Annotated in this window: 11 protein-coding genes; 3 read left to right on the top strand and 8 right to left on the bottom strand. The window is 70.5% G+C overall.

The features are described 5' to 3' along the window. Positions 1-281: 281 nt before the first annotated feature. Together WMF29_RS15200 and WMF29_RS15195 are read right to left on the bottom strand one after the other, a co-directional pair. Complete coding sequence (locus WMF29_RS15200; protein ID WP_437329520.1) at positions 282-3,062, bottom strand: RICIN domain-containing protein; 2,781 nt, start codon at positions 3,060-3,062, stop codon at positions 282-284. 839 nt (positions 3,063-3,901) lie between these two features. Next, positions 3,902-4,036: a hypothetical protein gene (locus WMF29_RS15195; protein ID WP_437329519.1), complete on the bottom strand. Its 135-nt coding sequence runs from the start codon at positions 4,034-4,036 to the stop codon at positions 3,902-3,904. Positions 4,037-4,087: 51 nt separating this feature from the next. Here WMF29_RS15195 and WMF29_RS15190 point away from each other — a divergent pair, with 51 nt between their 5' ends. Continuing rightward, on the top strand, positions 4,088-5,131 hold the full coding sequence (locus WMF29_RS15190) for an MBL fold metallo-hydrolase (RefSeq protein WP_437329518.1): 1,044 nt from the start codon (positions 4,088-4,090) through the stop codon (positions 5,129-5,131). A gap of 57 nt (positions 5,132-5,188) precedes the next feature. Here WMF29_RS15190 and WMF29_RS15185 read toward each other — a convergent pair whose 3' ends face one another. Next, a complete protein-coding gene (locus WMF29_RS15185; protein WP_437329517.1) occupies positions 5,189-7,087 on the bottom strand; it encodes a hypothetical protein in 1,899 nt (632 codons plus the stop codon). Between the two features lie 274 nt (positions 7,088-7,361). On the opposite strand from WMF29_RS15185, the gene WMF29_RS15180 reads away from it, so the two are divergent. Further along, entirely contained in the window at positions 7,362-8,492 is a 1,131-nt protein-coding gene (locus tag WMF29_RS15180) for a hypothetical protein (RefSeq protein ID WP_437329516.1), read from the top strand. Positions 8,493-8,648: 156 nt separating this feature from the next. Further along, a complete protein-coding gene (locus WMF29_RS15175) occupies positions 8,649-10,205 on the top strand; it encodes a hypothetical protein (protein WP_437329515.1) in 1,557 nt (518 codons plus the stop codon). Between the two features lie 205 nt (positions 10,206-10,410). Here WMF29_RS15175 and WMF29_RS15170 read toward each other — a convergent pair whose 3' ends face one another. From WMF29_RS15170 to WMF29_RS15150, 5 genes are all read right to left on the bottom strand, one after another. After that, positions 10,411-10,989, bottom strand: coding sequence for a redoxin family protein (locus WMF29_RS15170; protein WP_437329514.1), 579 nt, complete (start codon positions 10,987-10,989; stop codon positions 10,411-10,413). A gap of 3 nt (positions 10,990-10,992) precedes the next feature. Beyond that, on the bottom strand, positions 10,993-14,124 hold the full coding sequence (locus tag WMF29_RS15165; protein WP_437329513.1) for an efflux RND transporter permease subunit: 3,132 nt from the start codon (positions 14,122-14,124) through the stop codon (positions 10,993-10,995). A gap of 10 nt (positions 14,125-14,134) precedes the next feature. Then, positions 14,135-15,499, bottom strand: a complete 1,365-nt coding sequence (locus WMF29_RS15160; protein WP_437329512.1) for an efflux RND transporter periplasmic adaptor subunit — start codon at positions 15,497-15,499, stop codon at positions 14,135-14,137. 1 nt (position 15,500) lies between these two features. Then, entirely contained in the window at positions 15,501-15,830 is a 330-nt protein-coding gene (locus WMF29_RS15155; RefSeq protein WP_437329511.1) for a hypothetical protein, read from the bottom strand. A 201-nt stretch (positions 15,831-16,031) separates the two neighbouring features. Continuing rightward, positions 16,032-17,147, bottom strand: a complete 1,116-nt coding sequence (locus WMF29_RS15150; RefSeq protein WP_437329510.1) for an STAS domain-containing protein — start codon at positions 17,145-17,147, stop codon at positions 16,032-16,034. Positions 17,148-17,314: the final 167 nt, after the last annotated feature.

Below are 17,314 nucleotides of genomic sequence, written 5' to 3'. Positions count from 1 at the left end.
GGCCTATCGTTGACGACCACGACCACGACCACGACCACGTAAACGACCACGTAAACGACCACGTAAACGTTCACGACCACGCAAAACGTTCACGTCGCAAACGTTCACGTTGGTGGCGGATGGGGGGTGGAGGCGGCGGGAGCGGGCGTCGTGCCCTGACCGTGACCGAACGAGCTTGGCTAACGCCTATGGGGACTTACCCCACCCTGCCAGAATGATGGATCCGCCACGAGACACCAAGATTTGGAGACCAGCGGCGAGCTCGCGCGTGGAGGCGCTAGCTAGTTCGAGCGGCTCAGCGGGTACTTGTAGAAGTTCTGCGCCCACTCGATGGTCCAGATCGTCGGCTCCACGTACACGTTCTTGTCCGCGCCGAGGGCCATCCCCCGCTTGATCTTCCCCATCGCCGTCAGGAAGACCTTGCGATCGTCCTCCATGCGCGGCCGCATCACGGTCGACGGCGGATACAGCTCCTTGACCTGAGCGACCGTCGCCGCGTCGTTGATCCACCCGTCGACCCCGTGCTCGCCCTTCGGGAGGCGCGAGCCGCCGGCGTCGAGCCAGTCGCGCAGATCGTTGTTGCCTCGGTTCATGCCGTCGGCGTGGCAGCCGATGCAGGAGCTGCCGGTGTTCAGGCGGCGGTCCTGGGTGGCGAAGCCCACCGTGCTGTTGATCTGCGCGTCCGTGGCGCTCCGCTGGAGCCGCGGATCGCGCACGATGTTGACGAAGGCGTCGACGCGGCGCTGGTTGATGCCGCCCCAGAGGGAGTACCCCTGCAGGCCGTTCGGCAGATCCCAGATGACCTCTTCCGCCGACTGCTGGAGGCCGTCGGTCCCGGTGTAGTAGCGGCAGTTGATGTAGCTGCCGCCGGCGTAGCTCGGCGCCCCGTCGCACCCCTCAGGCTCCGTGCCGTTCGGCTGAGCCAGCGTCGCGATGAAGCTGTAGTTGCTCGCCGAGCCGCCGGCGCCGCTGATGAACTTGGGGATCGGATGCGCCCAGAAGGGGAACCGGATCTGGCCCGTCTCGTACGCCTGCTCGATGGTGGTCACGCCGTCGAGCTGCCCGCTGAAGACGTCCCACGTCTTCCAGTAGTACCCGCCGCTCTTCGTCTTGGCCCTGAAGTACATGCGGGAATCGACGGTGATGGCCTGCTTCGTGAGCATGTACTCGTACGACTTCACCCCCGCGTCGTGGTTGACGCCGAGCTCGGCCTCGAGATCCTGCGCGTACCAGGGGATCGCCATGATGGAGTTGTAGACGTCCGGGCGCGTCAGCGTGTAGACGAGCTGACTCGCCTCGATGTAATCGGTCTTGAAGCCGTTGACGTTGGGCGGGAGCACCTGGCTGTCCGTGGCGCCCTCCACGTTGCCGGCGAGCACGCGCCCCCAGACGAGCCTGGCGAAGCTCGGATCCACCTGGACCGTCGAGGTGTACCTGTAGCGCTCCCTGAACGTGACGTCGGAGCCGACGGGCTCACCCAGGTAGTTGACGGAGGTCCTCCCGAAGAAGACGTCGTCGTCCGATCCGCCGAAGTGGAGCTTCGTAACCCCCTTGTTGTAGCCCCAGTAGTTGCGGATATCGAAGCGGTAGACCATGCCCTTGCCGTTGATGTCCACCGGATTGACGATCGTGGGGGCCCAGCGCGCGGTCGAGTTCAGGGCCTTCGACAGACCCACGCGGGCCACGTTGAGCTCCTCCGCGCTGACGCCCGCGTTGTGGAGCTCGTGCAGCGAGGCGTACTTGATGAACTCCGCGTCCGCCGCGGCGACGGTGGCCTTGTCCGTCGCGATCCACGCCTTGACCTGGTCCTCGGTGACCTTCTCGCCGGCCGCGACGGGGCGCGGGGTGGCCGGCAGGGTCGGCGCGACGGCGTTCGCCCACGCCGTGACGGCGTTCAGCATCTGCGTGTTCGCGTCCTTGCAGCTCGTTCCGAAGCAGTTGTGCCGGTCGATGCCCATCCGGACCACGAGCTTGGAGTCCGCCGGCTTCTTGAAGTTGACGCGCGTGAGCGCGTACTCGTGGGCCAGCGCCGGATCGACGTCGGAGTGCATGGGCGCCTGGGCCTTGCCCGTCGAGCTGTGGCAGCCGGAGCAGTTGGCGGTCAAGAGCGGGTAGACCGTCGTCTTGAAGGCCTCCAGCGACGCGGCCATGTTGAAGTTCATCTCCTTCGGAAGGCAGACAGCCTCGACGTTCTTGCCGCCCTTCCCGTCCGGGATCTGGCTATAGCCGAGCGTGCAGCCCGACGCCGGGTTGACCCCCGTGTCGGCGTCGCCGCCGCCAGCGCCACCGGAGCCGCCCGAGCCGCCAGCACCGCCGGAGCCGCCCGCACCGCCCGAACCACCGACGCCGGTGCTCGCGCTGCTTGAGCTGGTCGAGCTGCTTGAGCTGGTCGAGCCGCCAGCGCCACCAGCGCCGCCCGCGCCGCCTGAACCACCGACGCCGGTGCTCGCGCTGCTTGAGCTGCTGCTCGCGCTGCTTGAACTGCTGCTCGCGCTGCTTGAGCTGCCCCCCACGACCTTGAACGTGAACTTCTGGTTGTCGCCGTTCGCCCAGCTGTACTGCTGGAGGCCGGCGCCATCTGCGGTCGATCGCCCGATGACGTCGAGCGCCTTGTTGCTGTTTCGGGCCATGATCCGCTGGGCGTTGTTGCCGACATCCACGAACGAGAACTGCTGGCTCGTGGCGTTGCCGCAGCTGGATTGGACGACGGTGGCACCGTTCGCCGTCGATCCACCGTTGATCCCGAGGCAGAGGCCGCTGTTCACGTTCTTCAGCCGGAAGTATCCGCCCCCCGCGGACTCCGCCCGGAACTGCTGTCGCGTGGAGCCATTGCACGTCGCGATCTGCGCAGCTGCCGAGCTCGCCGTGCTGCCCCCGCGGATCTCGACGCACTTGTTGCTCTGCACGCCGACGAGCGTGTAGACCGCGTTCGGATCGATCGTAAGGCTCTCCCCGAGCGCGTCGCCTTCCTCGCTGCCGGTGTCGTCCAGACCAGCGATGCATGAGACGGCGAGAAGGCTCGTCGCGGAGGCAAGCAAGGCGCTCCTTGATGCGAATCTCATGTTGTTCTCCTCTGTCAAGTAAGAATACGGTCTATCTACAGCCTACAGCTCGACGCTGCCCTTGCGCTGGTCAGGGGCTCTCGACACGCAATGCGCGATGGAGGCTCCGGAGGGACGGCCGCGGTGGTCATCGGTCATCGTCCCGCCACGAGATCTCGATCACGAGGTGCGGAGCTGGAGGACTCGTTCGACAGGCGGTCAGGCACCGCTAAGAGGATTACTCTTGTCGCGTATCGGGTTGCGAGTCAAGCCAATCATGCGTCCCGCCGCGTCATTTGCACGTTCGTTTGCATGGTAGTTCGCGTGAACGTTCACATGGTAGTTCACGTGATCGCTTGCTTGGTCGCTCGCATGATCGTTCACACGATCGCTTGCGTGGTCGTTTATAAGTCCGCGCAAACACACACAAATCTGCGCATCTCTGCGCCGGTCTCCCGCCGCCGACTCTCTTCACTTTGCCGCGCATCTATCCATTTATTTCAATTTGCCGGCATTTATGAACGACTATTTACGAAGCCACGACAGCGGCAGTTGCTGGCCAATAGCCTGTGCCGCGGTGTCCTACATCGACCGAGACATTTGGCTTCTCGCGCCCTTTTCGCCCGTGTCACTGAACGGGTCGAGTCTCGCCTGAACGAGAGTCGCCGCGGCCCCCTTGGATCATCGGATGACCAGGGCCTCGCCGTGCGTCGATTCCTGCACAAATCCAGGCAGGTCGCTCCCCCGAGACGGTACCCGGAGGGGCACGGGGCGAATCGCCGCGGGGCCAGGGCGAGGAGGGCGAGGAGAAGGCCTCAGGCGATGGTCAACATTGACAAGTTCAGAACAACTTGTCAAGTTCAGGCCTTGACGGTCTTCACGCCGATCGCAAAGCTCGTCCGGTGCGTGAGCGAGCCACCCTGGCCGAGCGCGCGCGCCGCCAGGCGGAGCCCACGCCTCCTCCGGCGACCGGGCCGCAGGATGGTCCCCTTCAAGGTCGTGTTCTGTCTCGCCAGGCACCGCGCCTGGCAGGAGGTCGTCCTCTCATGAACGATTCACGGCGTCGCAAAGGGCTGCGGCTCGAGCGGGCGCGCGCTTCAGCTCAGTTCAAGGACGGCAAGTTCGAGAACCCTTCGGGCGCCGGCCCCACCATGACCAAGGGCTCGACGCTTCCCGTGCTCGGCGAGTTCTTCTTCCGCCGGGGCCGGCGGGAGCCGCCCGCGCCGCTGCCCGTCGTGAGGCCCCACGAGGCGTGGGCCCGGCAGAGCGACACCGGCCTGCGGGTCACCTGGCTCGGCCACAGCACCGTCCTCCTCGAGCTCGATGGCCGCCGGGTCCTCACCGATCCGGTGTTCGGCGAGCGCGCCTCGCCGGTCTCCTTTGCCGGCCCGCTGCGCTTCCACCCGGTCCCGGCCGCGCTCGACGAGCTGCCGCCGCTCGACGCTGTCCTGCTCTCCCACGACCACTTCGATCACCTCTGCGCTCCGACGATCGAGGCGCTGGCCCGCACGCGCGTCCCCATCGTCACGCCCCTCGGCGTGGGCGCGCTGCTCGAGGCGCTCGGCGTCGACCCGGCGCGGATCACCGAGCTCGACTGGCACGAGCGCGCGGAGATCGGCGGCGTGCGCTTCACCGCGACGCCCTCTCAGCACTTCTCGGGCCGCGGGCCGACCAGCCGCAACGCGACGCTCTGGGCTTCATGGGTCATCGAGACGGAGCGGCGCAAGGTCTTCTTCTCCGGCGATACCGGGCTGTTCCCCGGGTTCGAGGACATCGGGCGGCAACACGGCCCCTTCGACCTGGTGATGCTCGAGGTCGGCGCGTATCACCCTGCGTGGGGGACCATCCACCTCGGCCCCGAGAACGCGCTGACCGCGTTCGAGATGCTCGGCGGCGGCACGCTCCTGCCCGTCCACTGGGGCACCTTCAACCTCGCCCTCCACGACTGGGACGAGCCGGCCGAGACGCTGCTCTCCCTGGCCACCGAGCGGGGCGCGCGCGTGGTGACCCCCCAGATCGGCGCCGCGTTCGAGCCCGAGCGCGCCGGCGCGCCGACCCCGTGGTGGCGAGCGGTCGCCGGCCCGCGGTGACGGACGGCGGCCAGCCCCGTTCACCCGGAAGGCCGCGTCGCGCCACGTCACGCGCGGTCACGCCGCCCGGGGCCTCGCCTCGGGCGAGGGCGGAGTGAGCTGCTCGACGGTGTACGCGTACTCGTAGGTCTTGCGGAACTCGCGCCAGCTCCGGAGCTGCGGCATCCACTCGTCGTCCCGCAGCGCGCTCAGCAGGAGCAGGATGCGCGACTCGGAGGACAGCCGTACCACGGCGTCGCGCGTCTCCTTCGTCGCCATGCAGAGCTCGAGATCGGTCGCCGTGCGGATGCCATGCGCCTTGAGCTTCGAGAGGATGCTCGACGGCGCGTTGCGGGCGGGCTCGGCCTCGTCTCGCGCGTGGAGGTACAGGATCGCCTGGTCCACGAGATCGACCAGGCGCGGGGCCGGGATGCGCGTGCGCAGGATCAGCTCGATGAGGTTGTGATGCGCGAGGTTCTCGATGTTCTCGATGCCCTCCTCGAGCAGGCGCGCCTTGTCGTAGAGCGTGATGCCCTCGAGATGTGTGAGCGGGTCGCGGTCCTTCAACGTAGGGACGAAGAAGGTGACCATGCGCGTCTTGAGCAGGTCATGGAGCACGGCGAGCCCGGTGTCCGGGACGATGCCAATGAAGAACGCGAGCACGAGCAGGTGCCAGGGCGCGTTGTCGATGGGCGCCGCGCCGCCCGAGGGCGAGGCGCCCTCGAACGTCTTGCTCATGACCCAGGCCAGGATCGTGGCGATGATGATGCGCACGGAGATGTGGCTGTACGCCTTGGGCCCGAGATCCGCCCGCACATAGCGGCGGAATACCATGTTGAGCGCGAAGAAATACGTGCCGAGGAACGCGAATGTGAACGCGGTCCGGTTGGGGATGAACAGGGTATGGAGCTCGACCGGCTTGTCGCCCAGCGTCTCCGCCACGGACGCCACCGTCGGCAGCGCCGAGATCACCCAGCCGACCGAGAGGAGGAACGTGCTGAGGATGATCGGGACGAAGAACAGCGGACCGCGCCGGGTGTCCAGCGCGTCCTTCATCAGCGGCGAGTAGGCCCGCTCCGCCTCGTCGATCGTGCGGAGCGCGGGGTCGAGCCGCAGCACGTCGCGGTGGAACTGCTCCTTCACCACGTTCCTGCGCTGCTCCGCGAACAGGAAGAACAGGAGCGCGGGCAACGTCGCCGCGGTGCCGATGAACAGCGCGAAGAGGAGCAGCAATGCCATGCTGCGCATCGATTGCTTGAAGATCTCGTGAAGCTGCTTCTCGGCCTGCAAGAGGACCGTGGCGGCGGGGATGCCGAGCCCCACCAGGCACACCGCCAGCATGCCGATCGCGCGCCAGAACTGGTCGCGCAGCATCAGCGCGGTGCTGCGATGGCGATGCTGGGCCCAGCGCTCCAGCGACGGGAACACGGTGAACGCGATCATCCCGACGCCGACCGCGCCGAAGGTCAAGCGGGCCCAGCCGTCCAGGGTGACCATGAACAGCAACGTGAGCCCCCCGAGGAGCAGCACCCCCGCGATGGCGGCGGCGTCGAGGCTCGGCTCCTCGACATGGAGCGGGGCGCGCTTCTCCACATAACCACGCTCGAGCCAGACGCTGAGATCCAGCCCCTGCGCCGCCGCCTCGGTCGTGCGCACCACGTCGAAAGGCGCCACGACGAGATCGCTGCCATCGCGCCTGATGCAGATCCGGCGAGCCGTCTTGTTGACGAGCTCGATCTCCTCGGCGGGCGGCGGCTGCCGCAGGTCCCCTCGCCGGCAGGGCGGCGGCCGGGCCTGCTCTCGCCTGGAGGGCGGCTGCCCTGCTTCCGGCGAGGCATCCGTGGGGCCTGACTGCGCCTGCCGCCCGCCGGCCGTCGGACCCACGAGCACCGGCGGAGCGTCGTCGCGCTTCGACTCCGAGCCGCTGTGTTGGCGCGACGGCAGCTGCTGCAGATCCTCGATCTCCCCATCTGCCATGGCGTTTCCCTTCGGTCTGCGCGGCCGCCCCTGATCCCTGCGGCGGCGTCTCGACGGCAGGGTGGGGCCCAGTCGAGCATATTCACATCGACGCTCCTCCGCGAGAGCGCGCCGCATGGTGGAGGTCCTCCCAGCCGTGGTCCGTCCGGACGGACGCCGCCGGATCTCCATGGCTCGGCCCTTCGGGTACGTCGCCGGGCCCCTGCCCCCGCCCCCTCCCCCTTCGCTGCCATGCGCCTCCACCCCCGCTGGCGATCTGATAGACCCCTGGCGCGTGCGCTCCCCCACTCTCCTGCTCTGGGTCCTCCTCGCGTCGGCGCCCGCCGCGGCGCGGGCCGACGCGGCGCCGCCTGGCGCGCCTTCGCAGAAGGCGGAGGCGGCCGCGTCGCGGGTGGTGATCGTCGAGGCCGGCGTGGACGATGCGCTCGTGCTCGAGGCAGCCACGCGGCTGCGGGCCGAGCTCGGCGCGGCGGGGTTCGAGGTGGTGCGCGTCGTGCGAGCGCCCGAGGGCGATCCGCGCGCAGGGCTGGAGCGCGCCGCGAAGGAGGCCGGCGCGTTCGCGGCCGCGACGATCGTCCGCTCGCGGACGGGCGCGACCGCCGACCTCTGGATCGTCGACCGGGTGACGCAGAAGACGGTGGTGCGCGCCGTGGAGGCGGCCGGCGCGTCGGCGCCCTCGGTGATGGCCGTGCGCGCGGTCGAGCTCCTGCAGGCGAGCCTGCTGGAGGCGAGCCTGCAGGAGCCGCCCCGGCGCGCCGCGGAGGGCGGCAGCGCCGCCGTTCCCGACGACGTGCAGCGGTGGATGGCGCCGGTCCGGAGGCGGGCCGCCGGGATGACCCCTCCGCCTGGGCGGGCCGGGGTGCTCGCGGGCGTCGGCGTCGAGGCCGGCTTCGCGGCGCTCCTGAGCGTGGATGGCATCGGGCCGGCGCTGGGGCCCGCGCTGCGGCTGTCGTACGGGGTCGGCGCGGACGGCCACGGCGGCGCGCTGCCCGCGGGGCTCGCGGCGCGGCTGACGTTCGCTGGGCCGACGCTGGGGCCCACGCTCGAGGGCGAGCTCGGCACGGTGTCCGTCCGTCAGGAGATGGCCTTTCTGGAGGCGGTATGGGCGCTGGACACGGGCGGCGCGCTCTCGCCTGTGCTCTCGGCCGGCGTGGGCGGAATTCACCTGTTCGTCAGCGGTGATCCCCTGCCCCCGCTGCGGAGCGCGACGGGCGATGTCTGGTCGGTCGCCGCGGCCCTGGGCGGGGGCACCGGTCTGCGCCTGACCGACCGCGCGACCCTCCTGGTGGATGTACACGCGATCTTCGCCGAGCCCCGCGCCGTCGTGACGCTCGGCGGCGAGCGGCTAGGCACCGCGGGGAGACCGACGTTCGCCGGGTTTCTGGGGCTGCTCGTGCGGCTCTGAGGCGGGGCCGCGCCCGGGCTGGCCCGGCGCGGGAGGACGGCGGACGCCGGCACAAGGCGGTTGCCGATGTTGGAGAGGCGTCGATTCCGGTACCGTCTGTGAATCAGTCGATGGCGCGCCCGATGGGGGCGCGGCCTCCTGGTTCGGGTGACAGCGATGAGAGTGCGAAGAATTGCGGCGGCTTTGCTCACCACGGTCGCCGTCTCGACGGGATTTCTCGGCTGCTCTGACGACTCCGACGAAGGCCCGGGAGGAACATCGACGAGCGAAGGCGCGGGCGCGGGGAGCGACGGCGCGGGCACGGCGGGCAATGGCGGCGGCGGCGGCTCCGGCGACGGGGGCTCCGGCGACGGCGGCCCTGGCGACGGGGGCTCCGGCAGCGGCGACGGCGGCTCCAGCGCCCACAGCGGCGCCGGGGGCGGCGACGGCGGCTCCGGCGACGGCGGCTCTGGCGACGGCGGCTCCGGTGAAGCGCGCGGGCTCGGCGCTCGGTGCGCGAAAGACGCGGACTGCGGCCCGCGCGGCCACTGCTTCACGGAATCGGGCGACGACCTCTTCGGCGGAGGCCCGGCGGGCGGGTACTGCACGACCGCGTGCGAACAGGACAGCGACTGCGAGGGCGAAGGCAGCGCGTGCTTCGACGGCCTCTGCTTTCTGGGCTGCGCCGCGGGCGAGCCCCCGCTCATGAGCATCGTCGACAAGCTCGATCCGGCGAAGTGCCACGGCCGCGAGGAGCTGCGCTGCGAGGACATCGATGACGTGTCCGTGTGCCTGCCGAACTGCGGCTCCGACAGCCAGTGCGGCGGCGGCCGGGTGTGCGACCCCCGGATGAACGTTTGCGTCGACGAGCCCGCGCGAGGGCTGCCCACAGGGGCCCAGTGCGCGATCAAGGCCGACGGCACGGATCCCTGCGCGGGGTGGTGCATCGAAGTCGGCACCAATCTCGGCGTGTGCGCCGGCCTGTGCGGGCTCGGCGGGGACGCCGCCAACGAGGACTGCGGAGGCCTGGAGAAGGGCCTCTGTGCGTATCCTTTCGCGGACGAGCCCGGGGTCGGCGACGTCGGTATGTGCACCAACGCGTGCACGAGCCACAGCGACTGCTTGCTGCCGACCTCCGCGTGCGTGTTCCTTGGCGTGGAGACCAATGGATTCTGTCTCTTCGGCGTGACGAAGTGCCCGAGAGGCCAGTCGTCCTGCGCGGACGGCGAGGTCTGCACCCTGACGCCCAAGGGCCGTCTGTGCCTCGACGAGAATTACCCCCTGGAGGACCCGGGCACAGGCGGTGCGGGTGGCGGCGGCGGCGCCGGTGGAATGGGCGGCGCGGATGCCGCGAGCAGCACGAGCAGCACGAGCGGCGCGGGCGGCGCGGATGCCGCGAGCAGCACCAGCGGCGCGGGCGGCACGGATGCCGCGAGCAGCACCAGCGGCGCGGGCGGCACGGATGCCGCGAGCAGTACGAGCAGCGCGGGCGGCGCAGGCGGCACGGATGCCGCGAGCAGCACCAGCGGCGCGGGCGGCACGGATGCCGCGAGCAGTACGAGCAGCGCGGGCGGCGCAGGCGGCACGGATGCCGCGGGCGGCGCAGGCGGCACCAATGGCGCAGGCGGCACGAGTGGAGCAGGCGGCACGGATGGCATCGGCGGCACGGATGCCTCGGGTGGCGCAGGCGGCTCCCTCGATGGGTCGTCGGTGTCTGCCGGGGGCGCCGAGTAGCCTCGGGCTGGGCACTTTTCCCGTGGAGCCTTCCCGCCAGGCCGCCAGGCCGGCAGGCGAACGCTCGGCCAGCGTGCGGCGCATACGCACAAGCGTTTGTAATTGCTAATTATTTTCATTCGATGCCAGGACCCGGCAGAGAGCGCTCCGTCTTCACGCAGCAGGCGGCGTGGCCCTCGCCAGGGATTTCCCGGGGGAAGCGCGATCAGGGCGCTGGCCGCTCCTGTCCAAGGAGCAGCGTCGTCGCTTCGGGCGCACGCCAGTCCCTCGCGCCCGTGAAGCGGAGGGACATCCTGCCGTCCGCCTCCACCAGGAAGGTGTCGGGCAACGTCGAGACCCCGAACCGCCGCTGCACCGCAGGCGATCCGGCCCGCACGACGCCGGGAGGGACCTCGCCCCCGAAGAAGGCGCGCACGACGTCCCAGTTCTCGTCGACGCTCACGGCCACGAGATGGAGCCTCCCGGCCTTCTCCAGCTGCCGGCCGAGCGCCAGCAAGCGCGGGAGCTCGGCGCGGCAGGGGGCGCACCACGTGGCCCAGAAGTGGAGCAGCACCGGCCGGCCGCGCAAGGCGGCCGCGTCGAGCAAGGTCCCGTCCGGGTGCTCGAAGGTGGCGTCCGGCATGCGCTGGCCGTCGTGGAGCCGCTCGTGCGCGAAAGGGCGACCTGGCCGCTCGGCGCCGCGGCGACGCTCCACGGCCCAGTAGAGCCCCACCGCGAGCGCCTGGACGAGGACCAGGACGCCCGCGGCGGCGGCGATCGCGCGCAGGCGGGAGCGCGCGGGCATCGGCTACTCCGCCGCAGGCGACAGGGCCGGGCCAGCGGGCCGCGGAGGCTCGGAGGCGCCCGTCTCGCCGGCGGCGTCCGCGCGGAGCCTCCCGCCGACCACGCTGTAGAGCGCCGGTAGGACGAGCAGCGTCAGCAGCGTGGAGGAGATCACGCCGCCGATCACGACGGTCGCGAGCGGGCGCTGGACCTCGGCGCCGACACCCGTGTTCAGCGCCATCGGCACGAAGCCCAGGGAGGCGACCAGCGCCGTCATGAGGACCGGGCGGAGTCGCCGCTCGGCTGCCAGCTCGATGGCATCCCGCACCGGCATCCCGGCCGCTGTGAGCTGCCGGATGGTCGAGACGAGCACCATGTCCCCGAGCACCGCGACGCCTGACAGCGCCACGAACCCGACGCCCGCGGAGATGCTGAAGGGCAGGTCGCAAAGCCAGAGCGCGACGACGCCGCCGATCGCCGCGAACGGGACACCCGTGAAGACGCGGACCGCATCCAGGAGCCGCCCGTACGTGAGGTAGAGCAGGAGCAGGATCAGCCCGAGCGCGATGGGCACGACGACGAGCAGGCGCGCCTGCGCCCGCTCGAGGTGCTCGAACTGCCCGCCGAAGCGGACGTAATAGCCGGGCGGGAGCTCGACCTCGTCGAGCCTCGCCCTCGCCTCCTCGACGAAGGTGCCCACGTCGCGGCCCCGGACGTTCGCCTGCACGACGATCCGGCGCTTGGCCCACTCGCGGTTGATCGCGGCCGGCCCCTCGGTCGTGCGGATCTTCGCGAGCCGCGCGAGCGGGATGCGCTCGCCGCCGGCCGCGGTGACCAGGATGCGGCCGATGGAGGCGGGGTCCTCTCGGTAGCGATCGTCGATGCGCAGCACCACGGGGAAGCGGCGCTCGCCCTCCTGGAGCTGCCCCACCTCCCGCGCGCCGAGGGCCTCGACGACATCCAGGACGTCGGCGGCCGCGATGCCGTGGCGGGCGATGGCGGCGCGGTCGACCTCGATCTCGAGCACGGGCTGGCCTGTCACCTGCTCGGTCACCACGTCCGCGGCGCCGGGGATCTTCTTGAGGGCGGCCTCGATCTCGCGCGCCTTCTGCTTGAGCGTGTCGAAGTCGTCGCCGAACAGCTTCACCCCCAGATCGGCCCGGATCCCCGCGACCATCTCGTTCACCCGCATCTCGATCGGCTGCGTGTAGATGACGCGCATGCCCGGCATCCCCGAGAGCTCCGACTCCATCGCCTGGACGAGCTCGTCCTGCGTGGCGGCGCGCTTCCATGCCTCTCGCGGCTTGAGCGTGATGAACATGTCCGACAGCTCGAGCCCCATCGGGTCCGTCGCCACCTCCGCCGTGCCCGTGCGCGTCCAGACGCGCTCGATCTCGTCCGGAAACCTGTCGAGGAGGACCCGCTCGAGCCGGGTGCCGTAGCGGATCGACTCGCCAGCCGAGACACCCGAGAGCCGCACGGTGTTGGCGACGATCGTCCCCTCACGGAGCCGCGGCACGAACTCGGCGCCGAGCCGCGTCGCGAGGAAGGCCGCGTTGCCGAGGAGCAGCGCGGCGCCGGCGAGCACCGCCCAGCGCCACCGCAGCGCGAGCTGCAGCGCGGGCCGGTAGGCCCGCTTGAGCAGGCGGACGAGCACGTTCTCGCGCTCCTTCATACGCCGCGGCAGGAGCAGGCTCGCGAGCGCCGGCATGAGCGTGAGCGACAGGATCATCGAGCCGATGAGCGCGAAGATGACGGTGAGCGCCATCGGCCGGAACAGCTTCCCCTCCGCCCCCTCGAGCGCGAGGATCGGCAGGTAGACGATCATGATGATGAGCTCGCCGAACATCGTCGGCTTGCGCACCTCGATCGAGGCGTCGCGCACGACGTCCGTCGTGCTCCGGTCGCTCGCGTCCTCCGAGAGCCGCCGGACCGAGTTCTCGACCATGATCACCGAGCTGTCGACGACGAGGCCGAAATCGATCGCGCCGAGGCTCATCAGGCTCCCCGCGACGCCCGCGCGCAGCATCAGATCGAAGGCGAAGAGCATCGACAGCGGGATGGCCGAGGCCACGATGAGCCCGGCGCGGAGGTTGCCGAGGAAGGCGAAGAGCACCGCGACGACGAGCAGCGCGCCCTCGAGCAGGTTCTTCTCCACGGTGCCGAGCACCTTGTCGATGAGCTCGGTGCGGTCGTACACGACGGCGACGTCGACGCCTCTCGGGAGGCTCTTCTTGACCTCCTCCAGGCGCGCCTTGAGCCGCGTCGTGACGTCGTGGCTGTTCTCGCCCATCAGCATGAAGCCGAGGCCGAGCACGACCTCCCCCTGGCCGTCGGCGGTGACCGCGCCCCGCCGGATCTCGCGCCCCTCGACCACCCGGGCGACGTCGCGCACGCGGATGGGCGCCCCGCCCTTGGCGGCGACCACGATGTCCTCGATGTCGCTCACGCGCGTGGCGATGCCGATGCCCTGGATCAGCGCGGACTCGCCGGCCTGGTCCAGGTTGCCCCCGCCCACGTTCGCGTTGTTGCGCTCCAGGGCTTCGGAGAGGTCGTGGAGCGAGAGCCCCCGCGCCGTGAGCTCCGCCGGGTCGACGAGCACCTGGATCTGCCGCTCATCGCCGCCCCACGCGTTGACCTCGGCCACGCCGCGCACCGAGCGGAGCTGCGGCGCGATGACCCAGTCGTGGACCGTCCGCAGCTCGCTCAGCGACTTGCCCTTGCCCGTGACCACGTAGTGGAACACCTCACCGAGCCCGGTGGCGACCGGGCCGAGCTCAGGGCGATGGATCCCCGGCGGCAGCGTCACGGTCTGGAGCCGCTCCATGACGACCTGGCGGGCCAGGTAGATGTCCGTGTCGTCCTCGAAGCGGGCGGTGACCTGGGAGAGGCCGAAGCGAGAGAGCGAGCGGACCTCTTCGAGCCTGGGCAGGCCCGAGATCGCCTGCTCGACGGGGGCGGTGATCTGGCGCTCGATCTCGACGGGGGAGAGGGCAGGCGCAACCGTGTTGATCTGCACCTGCACAGGCGTCGTGTCCGGGAAGGCGTCGATCGGCAGGCGGCGGAAGGCGAGGATGCCCGCCAGGGAGAGGCCGATCGAGGCCAGGATCACGAGGAACCGGTGGCGGAGCGACCACGTGATGACGGCGTTCAGCATGGCCTCCGCCTCAGTCCTCGCCGCAGCAACCTGCGCCGATGCTCTCCTTGAGCGTCTCGGTCTTGAGCAGGAAGCTCCCCTCGGTCGCGACCTCCTCGCCCGGGCGCACGCCCTTGGTCACCTCTACCAGGTCGCCCTCGGTCGCCCCGATCTCGACCCGGCGCGCCTCGAACTGGTCGTCCGCGAGCCGCACGAACACGAGCTTCACCGTCTTCGCGCGCTGCACCGCGGCGCGGGGCACCACGACCGCCGCGCGGGACGGGGCGAGGATGCGCGCCCTGCCGAACATGTTGGCCCGCAGCGCGCCGCCCGGGTTCGCGAGCGGGACGCGCGCCTTGGCCGTGCGCGTGGCCGGGTCGATGGCCGGGGCCACGTACGTGATCTCCCCTCGGAGCTCGCGTCCCTCGATGCCGTCGACCTCGATGACCACCGGCTGCTTCAGCGAGACGGCCGGTAGATCGGTCTCGGGGACGTCGAGCTCGGCCCACATGCTCGAGACGTCGACCACCTCGAACAGGGTCTCCTCGACGCCGACCAGCCTGCCCACGGTCGCCTTCCGCTGCGTCACGACGCCGGCGAGCGGGGTGGTGAGCGTGTAGCCCCCGCTCCCGCCCGCGCTCGCGCCCACGACGGCCAGCGAGGCCGCGAAGGAGGCGCGCTCGGCGCGGGCGGCGTCGAGCTCCTGCTGCGCGGCGAGCACGCTCCGGCGCGACGAGATCCCCTCCTTTTCGAGCTGCTCCTCGCGCTTCAGGTTCTCCTCGGCGATCGTGAGGCGCGACTGCGCGCTGGCCAGCCGCGAGCGATCGGCGCCCACGTCGGCGCTGTCGATGATCGCGAGCGGCGCGCCCTTCTTGATCTCCGTGCCCACGTCCACGTGGAGCTGCCGGACGACCCCCGGGGCGCGGGCGTTGATCTCCGCCACCTTGAGCGCGTCGTAGACGATCCTGGCGGTCACGGGGATGCCGCCGCCGCCCTGACGCTCGACGGCCTTCGCGGTGAGGATCCCGGCGAGGCGGGCCGTGTCCTTGGTCTTGAACTTGACCTTCGTCCCGTCCGCCGGCGCGCCGTCGCTCGCCACGTCGGCCGCCGGCTTGCCTCCGCGCTCGGGGTGGCAGATGGGGCAGATGGACTCCGGGAACTGGTGCTCCTTGCACCAGTCTCCCTTGGCCTGGAAGACGGGGACGAGCTTCGGGTTGCACTTCGTGCAGAGGGCTTCCAGCACGCCGTGCTCCTTGCACATGGCGCCCTCGACGGCCGACGCCGCGCTCCGCTTCGCCCCGGCCTTCTCCGCCGCGGCGTTGTCGGTCCCTTTGCCCCCGCAACCCGGGAGCGCGGCGAGGAGCAGGAGCACCGCGATGCCAACGCGGCCTGACACGTCAGCTCTCCTTCGGCGGCCGGACGATCTTCAGATCGGGATTGCACTTGAGGCACTGCGACTCCGGCAGCCCGTGCTCCGCGCACCAGTCGCCGGTGGCCTTGAAGGCCGGGATCAGATCCGGGTTGCAGCGGGTGCACTGCGACTCGGGCACCTGGTGCTCTCCGCACCAGTCCTCGTGGGAGCCGGGCTTCACGTCCGCGGGGGCGTGCGCCGCGTTCGCCTGCGTCTGCTCAGGCGCGGCCTTGCCGGCGCTCGGCGCCTCCTTCGAGCACGACGCGGCGCCGAGGGCGAGAACGCAGATCAGGACCGAGATGGAACGAAGCTTCATGGACCTTTTCTCTTGGTTGTTCGCGACGTCACGCGACGGAAGCGCCTCGGGCGCGCGCCAGCGCACCGCCACCACCGTTACCGCCGCTGACCCTGGCCGCAAGCGTAGAGCGCGAGGTGGGGACGAGGTCCGGCCATCCCTGGCCGGATCACTGGCGGGCAGAGCTATCGCCGGAGGGCGGCTCCCCACCGCCCGCCGCCTTCACACCCCTGCAGCCTTGTCCGAGAGCGATTGGATGCACATCCGCAGCCCCTCGCGGAGGTTCCGCAGCGTGGTCACGGCGGACAGCTCCAGGCCGAGCGACGTGATCAGCGCGGCCACCGCGGGGCGCACGCCGGTGATGACCCCCTTGGCGCCGAGCAGCTCGACCGCGCGGATGATCCGGATCACGTGATCGGCGGTCTCGCCGTCGATGCTGTCCACGCCGGTCATGTCGAGGATCGCATAGCGGGAGCCTGTCCTGACGATGGCGTCGAGCAGCTCCTCGGTGATCACCCCGGCCCGCACGCCGTCGAGCGTGCCGATCAACGGGAGCGTCAGCACGCCGTCCCACACCTGGATGATCGGCGTGGCGAGCGCGCGGAGCTCGTGCTGCTGCCGCTCGATCAACGACAGCTTGTCGCGGAGCTCCTGCTCGGTCCTCTGGAGCTCCTCGGCGATGCGGGCGCGCTCCTCGACCTCGCGCTTCAGCTTGTGCAGCGCGATGGCCAGATCCGTCTTCGTCGCCCGCTCCTCGTCGAGCAGGCCCTGCAGCCGGTCCTCCAGGCTGGTCGTGGCGGGGCGCACCGTGAACTCGTCGTGGGCGTCGCCCCGCGCGGCGAACGACGTCTGCTCGACGTCGCACTCCTCCCCGAAGAGCCGGGTGCAGAGCCCGGCCAGCTTGCCCGCGATCATGCTGCTGCCCCAGCAGACATCGAGCTCCTTCTGGTAGACCGACTCCCACCCGTTCACCACGCGGAAGCGGGCCTCCTTCCGCTCCCGGTCCAGGGAGAGCACGTGCCACACGCCCCAGCCCGCCGTGGCCGCGCCGAGCCCGAGCGCCTTGAAGCCCTCCTCGAACGTCGGATAACCGGAGATGTATTTCCAGTCGTCATCGATGCTGAGCCGCCCCCCGCTCTCCACGGCGAGGTTGAAGCGCTCGGTCCCCGCCATCCGCTGGAAGCCGGACATCAGGCCAACCACGCTGCTCGGCAGGAACATCGACACCGAGGGGACGCCGGCCCAGGTGCACTGCCCGTTCTCGAGATCCCACTCGATCGCCATCCCCTCGACGACGACGCGGATCCTCTTGTCCAGAAGCTCAGAGCTTGTGCTCATAAATTCTCCGAGTCCACGAACGCGCCCGCGCGCCCGCCGCAGTGTACCGGCTCGACCCGGCGCGCGTCGCCCTCGACGGGCGAGCCACGGCTGGCCTCGATCCGGCCAAGACAGCGCTCCGGGGCTCGGGACGCGCTGCCGCCGCCCCCACGTGCTCGTCCCGCAGA

It is taken from the genome of Sorangium sp. So ce381, from assembly GCF_051473845.1.
In the GTDB taxonomy this organism is placed as follows: domain Bacteria; phylum Myxococcota_A; class Polyangia; order Polyangiales; family Polyangiaceae; genus Sorangium; species Sorangium atrum.
The sequence above is the reverse complement of the archived record's forward strand: the minus strand, read 5'-3'. Positions and strand labels throughout refer to the sequence as shown.

What these genes read in the sequence shown, in the direction of transcription:
- WMF29_RS15185 (WP_437329517.1), bottom strand. Translation starts at nt 7,087, where the DNA reads ATGGCAGATGGGGAGATCGAGGATCTGCAGCAGCTGCCGTCGCGCCAA.
- WMF29_RS15175 (WP_437329515.1), top strand. Translation starts at nt 8,649, where the DNA reads ATGAGAGTGCGAAGAATTGCGGCGGCTTTGCTCACCACGGTCGCCGTC.
- WMF29_RS15200 (WP_437329520.1), bottom strand. Translation starts at nt 3,062, where the DNA reads ATGAGATTCGCATCAAGGAGCGCCTTGCTTGCCTCCGCGACGAGCCTT.
- WMF29_RS15190 (WP_437329518.1), top strand. Translation starts at nt 4,088, where the DNA reads ATGAACGATTCACGGCGTCGCAAAGGGCTGCGGCTCGAGCGGGCGCGC.
- WMF29_RS15170 (WP_437329514.1), bottom strand. Translation starts at nt 10,989, where the DNA reads ATGCCCGCGCGCTCCCGCCTGCGCGCGATCGCCGCCGCCGCGGGCGTC.
- WMF29_RS15155 (WP_437329511.1), bottom strand. Translation starts at nt 15,830, where the DNA reads ATGAAGCTTCGTTCCATCTCGGTCCTGATCTGCGTTCTCGCCCTCGGC.
- WMF29_RS15165 (WP_437329513.1), bottom strand. Translation starts at nt 14,124, where the DNA reads ATGCTGAACGCCGTCATCACGTGGTCGCTCCGCCACCGGTTCCTCGTG.
- WMF29_RS15150 (WP_437329510.1), bottom strand. Translation starts at nt 17,147, where the DNA reads ATGAGCACAAGCTCTGAGCTTCTGGACAAGAGGATCCGCGTCGTCGTC.